At 69.2% G+C, this 13,472-nt stretch carries 10 protein-coding genes; all 10 read right to left on the reverse strand.

Going from position 1 to position 13,472, the window contains the following annotated elements:
• Positions 1-177 precede the first annotated feature (177 nt).
• Entirely contained in the window at positions 178-2,271 is a 2,094-nt protein-coding gene (locus ACIQU3_RS27170; RefSeq protein ID WP_403928142.1) for a caspase family protein, read from the reverse strand.
• Positions 2,268-2,645: a hypothetical protein gene (locus tag ACIQU3_RS27175; RefSeq protein ID WP_403731565.1), complete on the reverse strand. Its 378-nt coding sequence runs from the start codon at positions 2,643-2,645 to the stop codon at positions 2,268-2,270. The genes ACIQU3_RS27170 and ACIQU3_RS27175 overlap by 4 nt, the downstream gene beginning before the upstream one ends.
• A 138-nt stretch (positions 2,646-2,783) precedes the next feature.
• The gene (locus tag ACIQU3_RS27180; RefSeq protein ID WP_403928144.1) at positions 2,784-4,568 is read right to left on the reverse strand and encodes a pyridoxal phosphate-dependent aminotransferase; all 1,785 of its coding nucleotides are present in this window, start codon (positions 4,566-4,568) and stop codon (positions 2,784-2,786) included.
• 162 nt (positions 4,569-4,730) lie between these two features.
• A complete protein-coding gene (locus tag ACIQU3_RS27185; protein ID WP_403731571.1) occupies positions 4,731-5,879 on the reverse strand; it encodes an aldose epimerase family protein in 1,149 nt (382 codons plus the stop codon).
• 58 nt (positions 5,880-5,937) lie between these two features.
• Complete coding sequence (gene mmsB / locus ACIQU3_RS27190; protein ID WP_403928147.1) at positions 5,938-7,182, reverse strand: multiple monosaccharide ABC transporter permease; 1,245 nt, start codon at positions 7,180-7,182, stop codon at positions 5,938-5,940.
• Complete coding sequence (mmsA, locus tag ACIQU3_RS27195; protein WP_403731577.1) at positions 7,179-8,729, reverse strand: multiple monosaccharide ABC transporter ATP-binding protein; 1,551 nt, start codon at positions 8,727-8,729, stop codon at positions 7,179-7,181. Before mmsA ends, mmsB begins: the two co-directional genes overlap by 4 nt.
• 46 nt (positions 8,730-8,775) lie before the next feature.
• Entirely contained in the window at positions 8,776-9,897 is a 1,122-nt protein-coding gene (chvE, locus tag ACIQU3_RS27200; RefSeq protein WP_403731580.1) for a multiple monosaccharide ABC transporter substrate-binding protein, read from the reverse strand.
• Positions 9,898-10,036: 139 nt separating this feature from the next.
• Positions 10,037-11,005 (reverse strand): hypothetical protein, encoded by a 969-nt coding sequence (locus ACIQU3_RS27205; RefSeq protein ID WP_403731583.1) that lies wholly within the window; start codon positions 11,003-11,005, stop codon positions 10,037-10,039.
• A 112-nt stretch (positions 11,006-11,117) separates the two neighbouring features.
• Positions 11,118-12,122 (reverse strand): zinc-binding dehydrogenase, encoded by a 1,005-nt coding sequence (locus ACIQU3_RS27210; RefSeq protein ID WP_403928149.1) that lies wholly within the window; start codon positions 12,120-12,122, stop codon positions 11,118-11,120.
• Positions 12,119-13,282 carry a mandelate racemase/muconate lactonizing enzyme family protein gene (locus tag ACIQU3_RS27215; RefSeq protein WP_161362067.1) on the reverse strand — a complete coding sequence of 388 codons (1,164 nt, stop codon included), beginning with the start codon at positions 13,280-13,282 and terminating at the stop codon, positions 12,119-12,121. The genes ACIQU3_RS27210 and ACIQU3_RS27215 overlap by 4 nt, the downstream gene beginning before the upstream one ends.
• Positions 13,283-13,472: the final 190 nt, after the last annotated feature.

The raw sequence follows: 13,472 nt of genomic DNA on the forward strand, positions 1-13,472 counted from the left end.
TGTAGATGTCGCAATCCACACCGAACCCAGAAGGCCCTCACCTGTTCAAGCACCCAGCACGCGTGTCACCAACGTCCCGGGACAGCACACCTAGGTCGTGTCCGCAAAGTCCCGCCCGCCGTGCGGCCCGCCCTCCGGGCGGACGACGGGACTGTGCGGACACGACCCAGGGGCCGGTCACAGGGTCGCCACGTAGCGGGAGACCGCGGCGGCCGCGTTCTCCACCACGCCTCGTACCGTGGCAGACACATCCAGTATGCCCGCGTCGAGCAGATCGGCCGTCGCGCCACCGTCCCCATCGGACCAGGTCGGCACGCCGGCCGGGCCGGTGTCGAGCAGTGCCGTCAAACGGCTTTGATCCTGACCGGCGTTGCGCACGATCTGCCGCAACGGGGCAGCGAGCGCGGCACGGAAGAGTCCGGCGTCCGCGCCGAGGGCCTGCCCCGCGCGATACAGCCCGGTACCGCCCCCGGGCAGTACGCCGGAGCGGGCCGCCGAGCGGGCGACGGCGAGCGCCCGGACCGCCGCGGTGCGTGCCGCACTCCCGGCCGGGCCCGCATACACACGGAGCCGTCCGCCCTCGGGCGGCGCGGTTCCGGGAAGCCCGGTGACGACGGTGGAGGACGGCGCGACCAGCGCCCGCGCGGCCAGACCGAGCGGGTGCCCGGTCAGCAGGGCGTGGCCCGTCCGGGTGCAGAGCGCGTCCCAGTCGACAACGGCGTCCGTGGGGCGCACCACCACCGTCGGCACGAAGAGACCGTGCAGGCAGCCCATGGCGAAGACGTCGACCCGCGGTGCGATGACCAGGAGCGGTTTCCTTTCCAGCCAGCCGAGCGCCAGCAGTTCCTCGACCGGCAACTTTCCTTCCGGTGCGACGAGGACATACGGCTCGTGGAGGGTCAGAGGACGGCTGGCGGAGTTCGGCACCAGGACCGACGCGTCCAGGGCGAGCCTGCTGACGACGGAGAGCCCCGGTTCGGGGAGGGCGGTGGCCCGGGTGCCGGCGGCGATCTCGACCTGGTCGACTCCCACGCGGGCGATCGCCGACATCACCAGCTTCCCTCCCTCCAGGTCCCCCATAGCCGTCGACACGGCCCGGTCCAGTTCCTCCGGACAGGGCGGTCGCGGGCCGTCGAGTTGCTGCCGGTCCAGTCGGCGCAGGACGGCAGCGGCTTCCTCCTCGACGCGGTCGGTGACCTCCTGCCAGCGGGCACCCGCGCGCACCGCCGTATGGACGGCGAAGAGCAGCTCATCGGCGACCACCGCTGCGGTCGCCGCCCCGTCGCCGTAGTCCCGGCGCATGTCCGTCATCACGTCACGGACCAGTTCGATGCCCGGCAACCACCGCGGGACGGTCTTGTCGACGACCGCTTCGAGTGCGGCGAGGGAGTCCCCACCGACGGGGCCGAGTTCGGGCCGCACCGCGCTCACACCGACGTGGATCCCCACGACGAGATCCGAGGCATCCGTCCTCTTCTCGGGGGCCACGTCCCGCCCCGTGGTGACGCGCCGCTGTGAAAGCCATCGCAGCGCGCCGGACCATGGGTTGCGCATGAGCTGGAGCCCTCGAATCGTGTCCTCGTGGCACTGCGCCGGTCGTGGCCAGCCACGGTCGATCATGATTTTCCGGGTGTAGACGAAGAGGTCTTCGGGGGTGAGATACGGCCGTCCGCTGGGGACGCCGTTGCCGATGACCTCCAGCAACCCGCCCGTGAACGCGGTGTGCCGGTGGCCCACGGGGGCCTTGCTCGGCAGAGTGGAGACCGTCGACGACAGGACGTACGTCCCCTCGATGCCCAGTTGCCCCATGACGAGCGAGGACGCGTCCGCCATGACGCCGACCGCTCGTCCGCTGTAGCAGCAGTCGAGGACGACCACGAGTCTTCGGGCACGACGGACCGCGAGGATGTCCCGGACGTCGGAGTATCTCAAGCCGGTGAGCAGCGGCAGCTCGGGGTTCGTGCGGCCGGTGGCCAGAACCAGTTCGCCGGTGCCCTCGTGGATCAGTCCATGCCCGGCGTAATAGACGAGCAGGGTGTCCAGGGGCTCGCCCGCTGCTTCGGCCAGGACGGTACTGACATCGGCCGCTTCCCTCTTGTCGGGCAGGACGACGCAGCGTTCACGGGGCAGCCCCCACGTCGCCGTGTCACAGAGGGCCGCGGCCAGATCGGTGAGGTTGTTGCCGACGGAGGGCAGCCGATCCAGATCCTCGTACACGTCGTTGCCGATCAGCACCGCCATGGACTGGAGCGGATCGGCGGTGTCGGTCACGACGCCTCGTCGGCGGGTGCCTCGTCCTCGGGGCCGGCGTGTTCCTCCAGCACCCGGTTGATCAGGGCGGCCGGATCCTTGACGCTCGCCTCCACCTCCACGCTGCCCCTCGGGCCCTCGACCCGTATCCTCACCGGCGTCACCCGGCTCTGCAGCCACACCGAGACGGTCTCGGCCAGCACCGCCCCGGCACCCCCCGCCCCGAACGACGCGAGGAGGATTTCACCGACCCCGCCCATGTCATCCGGTCGGATCACGGGTGCGGGGCGAGTGAAACGGACCTGCCGCAGATCGGGCTCCCTGAGGAGCCATTGCTGTAAGGAACGCAGGTCTGCCTCGACCTGGCCGGAGGTGACGGTGATGGTGATGTCCACGTCCGTACTGTGCCATGGCGGGTGCTCCCGCCGTGGCCGGATCGCGCAGGTTCGGCAGGTTCGGTCGGGCAAGGCCGGATACGGGTGAACCGGTGCCGAGCAGAGGCGAGTTCAGCTGCAAACCGACCCTGCGCCGGACTACCCGGCCTGACCCATTCCCGCCGCGTTCGGCCAGCTCTGGGCGGCGGGCCAGCCCGTCGCCGGGGCCGGGGACAGGCCGTTCGTGCCGCGGACCTGGGCGGCCGTCAGGCCGCCGCGGGCCGGGACGCCGGGCGGCGTGGGCCCGGTGAAGGGGGCCGCCATGGGCGACGGTGCGGGAGCCGGCGCCGGAGCAGGGACCGGCGCCGGGGCCTGGGCAGCGGGAGCCAGCGGCGGGACGGGGGCCTGGGTCGCGGGGGCCGGCGGCGGCACCGGGGCGGCCATCGGCTGGGGCGCGGGCTGCGGCATCTGCTGGGGGATCTGCGGCTGCGGCAGCTGTGCCGCGGCCGGCATCGGCATCCCGCCGCCCGCACCCGCCGGTACGGCGGACGCGGCGGCGGGGAGCGGCATGCCGATGCCGGTGGCCGGAGTGGGGGCCGCAGCCGGGGCGAGTCCCGGCCCGCCCGTACTCGCGGCCGCCGGGGCGGGCGCGAGCCCCGGGCCCCCCGTCGCCGCGGCGGCGGCCGGGGCCGGGGCCGCCCCCATCGCCTGCGCCGCGAGCCCCCGCACGCCCGCCCCGTTCGTCTCGCTCACCAGCCGGTCCACGGCCGCCGTACCCGAGCTGTAGCTGGTCCCATTGCCCAGCTCGGGTACGGCGGCTCCCCTCCTGGACGTCCCGTAGAGCACCTGTTCCAGGCCGGACACCAGGCGACGCACGTCCACCTGGGGGCGCACCACGAGACGCAGGAAGCGGCTGGACGAACCGATCTTGTTGCCGCACTCGCGGACCAGGATCCGGTGCTCGGTGAGCATCCGGTCCCGGACCACGGTGCCCTCGGCGCCCACGGGGAGGCGCACGAAGAGGAAGTTGCCCTGCGACGGGTAGACCGTCAGACCGGGCAGCGAGGACAGCTGGCCGGCCATGTCGAGCCGGTCGCGGCGCACCTGCTGGAGGCTCTGCGCGTACTCGGCGCCGTGCTCCTTCAGCATGAAGACGACGTGCTCGGCGAAGGAGTTGAGGTTCCACTTCGGGAGCATCGAGCGGATGCGGCCCGCGAGCGCCGGGTTGGCGACGAGGTAGCCGAAGCGTATGCCGTGCAGACCGAAGTTCTTGCCGAGGCTGCGCAGCACGACCACGTTGGGCCGCAGCATGGCCTCCTGGACGACGGACGGCTCGGCCTCGGCGTCCGCGAACTCCAGGAACGACTCGTCGATGACGACCAGGTCGAGGTCGGCCATGGCGTCCATGAACTGCACGACGGCGTGCTTGTGCAGGAAGCCGCCGTCGGGGTTGTTGGGGTTGCAGATCACGGCGACGCGGGTGCCGCGGGCCCGGATGAACTCGGCGTACTGGGCGAGGTCGAGGGCGAAACCGCTGGATTCCTGGAGCGGGAACATGTCGACCCGCTTGCCGGTCTCCATGGGCTGGTCGGTCCAGCGGCCGAAGGTGGGGACGGGGACGGCGAGGGACTCGCGGACCAGCAGGTGGTCGATCCAGGTGATGAGCTCGGTCGAGCCGTTGCCCATGGCCACGCACTGCGGCGGGAGCTGGAGCAGGCTGCACAGCTCGGCCGTGATGGTGTCGGCGCTGCTCGGGTAGTACGTGATGATGTCGCGCAGCCGGCCCGCCATGTCCTCGAACATGGCCGGGGTCGGGAAGTACGGGTTGCAGGGGATACAGAAGTCCACGGGGCCGGCTCCCTCTCCGCCCTCACGTGTCAGAGCCGCCATCGACGGGCTGTGTGCCGCGGTACTGCGGAACAGCGACGTGACGTTGTCGGCCATGGAACCTCCGTATGGGGCGGGCCCGTTGGGGACGGACGGGCCCGACGTTTAAGGGCGGCCCGCGCGGGGGAGCGCGGGCCGCCCTTACATACGGCGGCCGAGGTGACACCGTTCAACCGTCGGCAAACCGGTCAGAACATGTGCCGTACCTGTGAAGAATTGTCAGCAGCCGAACGAGTGGATCGTCGTCGTCCGGTACGTCTGCCCCGGTCGCAGCACCGTCGACGGGAACTTCGGCTTGTTCGGCGAGTCCGGGAAGTGCTGCGTCTCCAGGCACAGCGCGTCGCCCTGCCGGTAGGTGCGGCCGGACGGGCCGGTCAGGGTGCCGTCGAGGAAGTTGCCGGAGTAGAACTGCAGGCCCGGCTCGTTCGTGGCGATCTTCAGGGTGCGGCCGGAGGCCGGGTCGCGCAGGGTCGCGACGTGCTCGGGCCGGGCGGTGATGCCCTTGTCGAGCACCCAGTTGTGGTCGAAGCCCTTGGCGGTGACCAGCTGCGGGTGCGAGGTGCGGATGTCCCGGCCGATCGGCTTGGCGCGGCCGAAGTCGAAGGGCGTGCCCGCGACCCTGGCCAGCTCACCCGTCGGGATGAGGCCCGCGTCGGTGGGCGTGTAGCGGGAGGCGGCGATCTGCAGCTCGTGGTCCTCGATCGTGCCGCTGCCCTCACCGGCCAGATTCCAGTACACATGGCTGGTCAGGTTGACGACGGTGGCCTTGTCCGTGGTGGCCTCGTAGTCGATGCGCCAGTCGCCGTGCCGGGTGAGCGTGTACGTCACCTTCGTCCGGAGCGTGCCCGGGTACCCCATCTCGCCGTCGACGGAGGTGTAGTACAGGTGCAGGCCGACGTCGGAGCCCTTCACGAACGGCTCGACGTCCCACACGTGCTTGTCGAAGCCCTTGGCGCCGCCGTGCAGGCTCTGCTCACCGTCGTTGACGGACAGCTGGTAGTCCTTGCCGTCGAGGGTGAACCTGCCCTTGCCGATGCGGTTGCCGTAGCGGCCGATCAGGGCGCCGAAGTACGGGCTCTTGGCGACGTAGTCCTCGAGGTTGTCGAAGCCGGCGGAGACGTTGGCGTGGCGTCCCCGGCGGTCGGGTATCTCCAGGGACTGGACGATGCCGCCGTAGGAGAGGACCTTCAGGCGGGTGCCGCCGTTCTCCAGCGACCAGCTGTAGACCTTGGTGCCGTCGGCGAGCTTGCCGAAGAGCGTCTTCACCGGCTTCCTGCCTCCCGTGGCGTGCGCCGTGCCGCCGAGCGTGGTGGCGGCCATGCCCGCTGCCGCCGCTCCCGCGATGACCGTGCGTCTGTTCAGTTCCATGTGTGCGGCTCCCGTATAAGGAGAGGGCCCCGCCTTCCCGGCGGGGCCCCGATCTGACTTACGAACCGACCTTGCGCTTGTTCCACACGTCGAACCCGACCGCCGCCAGCAGCACCAGGCCCTTGATGACCTGCTGCCAGTCGGTGCCGATTCCGACGAGGTTCATACCGTTGTTCAGCACGCCCAGGACCAGGCCACCGATGATCGCGCCGAGGACGGTGCCGACACCGCCGCTCATCGACGCACCGCCGATGAACGAGGCCGCGATCGCCTCCAGCTCGAAGTTGAGGCCGGCCTTGGGAGAGGCCGCGTTGAAGCGGGCGGCGAAGACCAGACCCGCCAGGGCCGCGAGCATGCCCATGTTCAGGAAGACCAGGAAGGTGACCTTCTTGTCCTTCACACCCGACAGCTTGGCCGCCGGGAGGTTGCCGCCGATGGCGTAGATGTGGCGGCCGATGATCGCGTTGCGCATGACGTAGCCGAAGCCCACGAGCAGCACGCCCAGGATGAGCAGCACGATCGGGGCGCCCTTGTAGCTGGCCAGCAGCAGGGTGAGCGTCAGCACCGCGGCGCCGATCGCGATCAGCTTCAGCAGGAACAGCTTGGCGGGCGGGACGTCCAGGTCGAACTCCTGCTGCCGCTTGCGGTCACGGACCTCCTGGAAGATCACGAAGGCGATCATCGCGAAGCCGAGCAGCAGTGTGAGGTTGTGGTAGTTCGTGTTGGGGCCGACCTCGGGCAGGAATCCGTTGGCGACCTTCTGCAGCCCGTCCGGGAAGGGGCCGAGGGTCTGGCCCTCCAGGAAGATCTCCGTCAGACCGCGGAAGATCAGCATGCCCGCCAGGGTCACGATGAACGACGGTATCCCGCCGTACGCGATGAAGAACCCCTGTACGGCACCGGCGACCGCGCCCACGGCCAGGCACAGCACTACGGCGAGCGGCCAGGGAAGGTCTTGTTTGACCATGAACACCGCGGCCATCGACCCGACGAACGCCGTCAGCGAGCCGACCGAGAGGTCGATGTGGCCGGCGATGATGACCAGCATCATGCCGATCGCGAGGATCAGGATGTAGCTGTTCTGCAGCACCAGGTTGGAGACGTTGCGCGGGAGCAGCAGGTCGCCGTCGGTCCAGACGGCGAACAGGACCACGATCAGGCCCAGCGCGATCAGCATGCCGTACTGCCGCATGTTGCGGCGCATGCCGTCCATCACCAGCTGCAACAGGCCGTCGCCCGCGGCCGCTGCGCTCTTGCCCGGCGGCGCGGGGGCCGGGCTCTTGGCGGTCACGTCCGTGCTCATCGGGTTACCTCTTTGTCCTTCGTCATCTGACGCATCAGCGATTCCTGGGAGGCCTCGGCCCGCGAGAACTCACCCGTCAGCCGCCCCGCGGCCATCGTGTAGATGCGGTCGCACATGCCGAGCAGCTCGGGCAGCTCGGAGGAGATGAAGACGACCGCCTTGCCCTGGGCGGCCAGCTGGTCGATGACCGTGTAGATCTCGTACTTCGCGCCGACGTCGATACCGCGCGTCGGCTCGTCCAGGATCAGCACGTCCGGACCTGAGAAGATCCACTTGCTGAGGACGACCTTCTGCTGGTTGCCGCCGGAGAGCTTGCCCACCGGTTCGAACACCGTCGGCGCCTTGATGTTCATGGACTTGCGGAAGCCCTCGGCGACCTGCCGCTCCTCGTGCTCGTCGACCACACCGCGCTTGGCGACCTTGCCCAGGGCGCTGAGCGAGATGTTCCGGTTGATGGTGTCGATGAGGTTGAGGCCGTAGTGCTTGCGGTCCTCGGTGACGTACGCGATGCCGTGCTTGACCGCCTCGGGGACGGTCTTGGTGCGGATCTCCTTGCCGTCCTTGAGGACGGTGCCCTCGGCGTACCGGCCGTAGGTCCGTCCGAAGACGCTCATCGCGAGTTCGGTGCGGCCGGCGCCCATCAGGCCCGCGATGCCGACGATCTCCCCGCGGCGCACGTGCAGCGAGACGTCGTCGCACACCTTGCGCTGCTGGTCGATCGGGTGGTGCACGGTCCAGCCCCGGATCTCCAGGGCCGGGGCCGCGCCCTCCTCGGGCTCGTGCGGGGAGCGCTCCGGGAAGCGGTTCTCCAGGTCGCGGCCGACCATGCCGCTGATGATCCGGTCCTCGGTGGTCTCCGGGGCCTTCACGTCCAGGGTCTCGATGGTCTGGCCGTCGCGCAGGATCGTCACCGAGTCGGCGACCTTGCGAATCTCGTTGAGCTTGTGGGAGATGATGATCGAGGTGATGCCCTGCTTCTTCAACTCCAGGATCAGATCCAGGAGTTTGCCGCTGTCCTCGTCGTTCAGGGCGGCGGTCGGCTCATCCAGGATGAGCAGCTTCACCCTCTTCGACAGGGCCTTCGCGATCTCCACGAGCTGCTGCTTGCCCACGCCGATGTCGGCGACGCGGGTGTCCGGGTGGTCGGAGAGGCCGACCCGGCGCAGCAGTTCGGTGGCGTGCCGAAGGGTCTCGGTCCAGCTGATGATCCCCCGGGTGGCGTGCTCGTTGCCGAGGAAGATGTTCTCCGCGAGGGAGAGGTAGGGCACCAGGGCCAGTTCCTGGTGGATGATCACGATGCCGCGCTCTTCGCTGGCCCGGATGTCCTTGAACTGGCAGACCTCTCCCTCGAAGAGGATGTCGCCCTCGTAGGTGCCGTGCGGGTGGACGCCGGAGAGGACCTTCATCAGGGTCGACTTGCCGGCGCCGTTCTCCCCGCAGATGGCGTGGACCTCGCCCTGGTGAACGGTGAGTGTGACGTTCGACAGCGCCTTGACGCCGGGAAAGGTCTTGACGATCGAGCGCATTTCCAGGACGGGTCCCGCCATGGTCGTGCCTTCCAATCAGTGGTGAATCGTCGGTCGGTGGCAGGGACTACTTGAGGTCGCTCTCCTTGATGTAGCCGGAGTCGACGACCTCCTTCTGGTAGTTCGACTTGTCCACCGCGACCGGCTCCAGCAGGTAGGCCGGGACGACCTTCGCGCCGTTGTCGTAGGTCTTGGTGTCGTTGACCTCGGGCTTCTTCTTGTTGAGCAGCGCGTCGACCATGTTCGAGGACACCTTGGCGAGCTGGCGGGTGTCCTTGTAGACGGTCATCGACTGCTGGCCGGCGATGATCGACTTCACCGAGGCGACCTCGGCGTCCTGGCCCGTGACGACCGGCAGCGGCTTGCTCTTGGAGCCGTAGTCGTCGGACTTCAGCGCCGACAGGATGCCGATGGAGATGCCGTCGTAGGGGGAGAGGACGGCGTCGACGCGCTCGCTCTTGTAGGCCGAGGTCAGGATGTCGTCCATGCGCTTCTGGGCGGTGCCGCCGTCCCAGCGCAGGGTGGTGACCTGGTTGAGCTTGGTCTGCTTGGAGCGGACGACGAGCTGCTTCTTGTCGATGTAGGGCTGCAGGACGTTCATCGCGCCCTGGAAGAAGTAGCGGGTGTTGTTGTCGTCGTTGGAGCCGGCGAACAGCTCGATGTTGAAGGGGCCCTTCTTCGACGAACCAGAGCCGTCCTTCAGGCCGAGCTTCTCGACGATGTAGTTGCCCTGGAGCTCGCCGACCTTCTCGTTGTCGAAGGAGGCGTAGTAGTCGACGTTCTGCGTGCCGAGGATCAGACGGTCGTAGGAGATGACCGGGATGTTGGCGTCCTTGGCCTGCTGGAGCACGTTGTTCATCGACTTGTTGTCGATCGCGGCGATGATCAGCGCCTTGACGCCCTGCGTGATCAGGTTCTCGACCTGCGAGACCTGCTGGTCCGGGTCGTCCTCGCCGTAGACGAGCTTGGTCTTGTAGCCCTTGGACTCGAGGTCGGTGACGACGTTCTTGCCGTCGGCGATCCAGCGCTCGGAGGACTTGGTCGGCATCGCGATGCCGATGGTGGCGCCCTTCGTGTCGCCCCCGCTCTCCTTGCTGCCGCCCTCACCGCTCTGGCCGCAGGCGGACAGGGTCAGGGCGAGGGAGGCGGCTCCGGCTATGGCGGTGACTGCGGCTCTGCGGATACGCATGATCATCATCCTTGATCTGTGGCAGGGCTCGGTCTGAGGCGCGAAGTCGCTCCGGGTGGTCGTGCCGGAAAGACCGAGAAGAGATGTGGTGGATTGTGGTCGGCTGTGTCTTCTTTTGTGAAGCCGAGTAGCCGGAACGTTATGACGAGATTTCGAACCGTTGCAGATCGCCCGGCAGCCGGGACCCGAGCGGCGCCATGTCGCCGTCCGCTCCGTGGCGCGCCAGGAGGTCCAGGGCGAGCCGGCCGCGGCGCACCCGCTCCTTGGCGGTGGCCAGGGTCAACTCCCGCATGTGGTGCCCGTACGGGTAGATGCCGGGGGCTTTGGACAGGCCGAACTTCAGATACAACGGGGCCCCGCGTCTGATGAGTTCGGCCACCTCGTACATGCGGATGTAGCCGCCGAGGTCGTCGGGTGCCTCGATGTACATGTCCATCGGGGCACCCGACACCCGGCGGATCTCGGTGAGGTGATCGAGCGTCAGGTCACTGGGCACGTTGACCGAGTCGGCGCCGAGACGCTCGTAGACCGCGTACGCGGCCGGGTTGACCGGCCCGATGAGCGCGGAGACCTTGAGCGTCGTGTCGGCCGGGATGACGCCGGCCGCCCGTGCCCGGTGCAGCGTCCACAACACGCCCTCGTCCGCGACGAGCAGGCACTTGACGCCCAACTCCGTTGCCCTGACCGCGTCTTCGACACAGCCGGCGACGGCGTCGTGGCCGCGTGCGCGCAGTCCGGCCCCCCGCGAGTCGGTGCGCGTGGACCCGCCGATGTCCCAGGTGCCGCGCGGACCCGTGAACAGGCAGAGCTCGATGTCGCGTTCACCGGTCGACTCGACCATCTCGGTGATCTCGGCGTCGGTCAGCATCCACACGCCGCTGCCCTGGCTGATCCGGTGGATCGGCACGTCCAGTCGCGAGGCCTCCTTCAGCACCACCGCGAGCGCCTCGGGGCCCTCGCAGGAGGGGATCTCGGTGCGCCAGCGGCCACCGCCGGGGAAGGAGTGCGCGGAGGTGTCGGCGGGATCGGGGTCGGGTGCGCTCAGGCCCAGCGCGGCGAGGGCCGGCTCACCGGGCCGGCGGGCTGCCGTGGCGGAAGCGTCGGTCACAGGAATGTCCTTCAGTTCGATATTTCGGACGAGGTTCGCGGCTCTGGGTAGGGCGAGGCTGGGTGTACGCCGGTACGGGAGCCGTCAGGTTGCCCCCGTACCGGCGTACGGCCTAGGGGCGGAGCAAAACCTTGCCCACCTTGGGATCGCCGGCCCCGACCAGCTCGATGGCCTGCGAGAACTCGGTGAGGGGCAGCTCGTGCGTCACCAGCGGCAGCGGGTCGAGCAGCCCGGCGGCGAACACCCGCACCGTGTGCGCCCAGGCGTCCGGCGGCGCACCGAAGACGGTGTGCACCTCCAGTTGCCGTACGACGAGGTCGGTCGGGTCGAGACCGTCGGCGTCCGGCGCCGGGATGCCGGTCAGGACCAGCCGTCCGCCGCGCCGGAGCAGACCGGCGGAGGTCCGGGCGGCGTCCGCGGACCCGGCCGTCTCGATCACCACGTCGAAGTCGTCCGGGAGTTCCTGGTCCTTCGTCCGGAAATCCGTCGCGCCGTAACTCCGCGACAGCGCCTCGCGGTCCCGGCGGGTGTCGACGACCAGCAGCTCCGCCGGCGAGTTGGCCTTCAGGAACTGCACGGCGAACATGCCGAGCGTGCCGGTGCCCACCACGGCGACGCGCTCACCGGGCTGCGCGTTGCCCTTCAGCGCGGCCGCCGCGATGCAGGCCGCGGGCTCCAGGAGGGCCGCGGCCGTGAGGTCGCAGTCGTCAGGGAGGGCGTGCAGGAGACGGGCCGGGAGGGTCAGCGTCGCCGCCATCGCGCCCGGCTGGGTGAACCCGGTCTCCTCGTAGCCGGCCGTGCACAGGGTCGTGTCGCCCGCGTGGCAGCGGTCGCAGACCTGGCAGTTTCGAAAGCCCTCACCGACGACCTTGCGGCCCACGAGGGACTGCGGGACACCGGCGCCCACGGCCTCGACCGTCCCGGACCACTCGTGGCCCGGGGTCAGCGGGTAGCGCACGTAGCCCTCGGGCCGGTTGCCCTGATAGACCTCGCGGTCGCTGCCGCAGATCCCGGCGGCGTGCACCCGGACCAGGGCCTCGCCGGCCTCGGGCCGACGGGGCTCGTGCGGCACCAGACGGTGCTCGCCCGGGGCGTCGACGACGACTGCGGTGCTCACTGCGAGCCCTTCGGCTTGCGCTGTTCCCAGCCCTCCGCCCAGAGGTCGAACCGGGCCTGCTGCTGGGGGAATTCGGCGGCGGCGTCGACGTCCAGCTCCACACCGAGGCCGGGGGCGTCGGAGAGGTGGAAGCAGCCGTCCTCCGGGTTCACCTGCGGGGCGCCCTTGACCACCTTCTTGATCTCCGCGTCCGCGAAGTCGTTGAAGTGTTCGAGGATCTTGAAGTTCGGGGAGGTGAAGCCGACCTGGAGGGACGCGGCGGTCAGCACCGAACCGCCCACGTTGTGCGGAGCCACCAGCATGTAGTGCGTCTCGGCCGTCGCCGCGAGCTTCCTGGTCTCCCAGATGCCGCCGATGTGGCCGACGTCCGGCTGGATGATGTCGACGGCCTGGCTCTCGAACAGCTCCCGGAACTCGATCCGGTCGTGGATGCGCTCACCGGTGGCGACCGGCATGTCGACCTTGGCGGCGACCTTCTCCAGCGCCTTCAGGTTCTCCGGCGGGACCGGCTCCTCCAGCCACGCCGGCTTGAACGGCGCCAGCTCCTTGGCCAGGCGCACGGCCGTGGCGGGGGAGAAGCGGCCGTGCATCTCCAGCATCAGCTCGGCCTCGGGGCCGATGGCGTCGCGAACGGCCTCGATCAGGGAGACCGCGTACAGGGTCTGCTCGTGGTCCAGCTCGAAGTGACCGGTGCCGAAGGGGTCGATCTTCAGCGCCCGGTAGCCGCGCTCCATCACGCCCTGGGCGGCCTTGTGGTAGGCCTCCGGGGTCCGCTCGGTCGTGTACCAGCCATTGGCGTACGCCTTGACCTTGTCGGTGACCTTGCCGCCCAGCAGCTGCCAGACGGGGACCCCCAGCGCCTTGCCCTTGATGTCCCAGCAGGCCATCTCGATCACGGCGATGCCGGACATGACGATCTCGCCCGCACGGCCGTAGTCGCCGTACTTCATGCGCTTGACGAGGTCCTCGACGGCGAAGGGGTCGGAGCCGAGGATGTGGTTGGCCTCGGCCTCCCTCAGGTAACCGAGAAGGGCATCGGTGTGTCCCAGCATCCGGGTCTCGCCGACTCCGGTGATCCCCTCGTCGGTGTGCACCTGGACGTACGTCAGGTTGCGCCACGGCGTCCCGACCACGTGTGTGCTGATTCCGGTGATGCGCACGGCGGTTGTCCCTCGCAGCTTCGTCGGCTCGGTTCTTTTCAGTCTGTTCCGTCAGCGTCCCGCCCGCGTTCCGGCGCCTCGGCTTGTTCGAGATTTCGGCACACGTTCGAAATGCTGGCGTGACAGTAAGGATCGGGCGTGGGGAGTGTCAATGGGTCGCGCGCATAACGGTTTCGACAGTTTCGAAACC

This window comes from Streptomyces sp. NPDC101110, from assembly GCF_044759525.1.
In the GTDB taxonomy this organism is placed as follows: Bacteria; Actinomycetota; Actinomycetes; order Streptomycetales; family Streptomycetaceae; genus Streptomyces.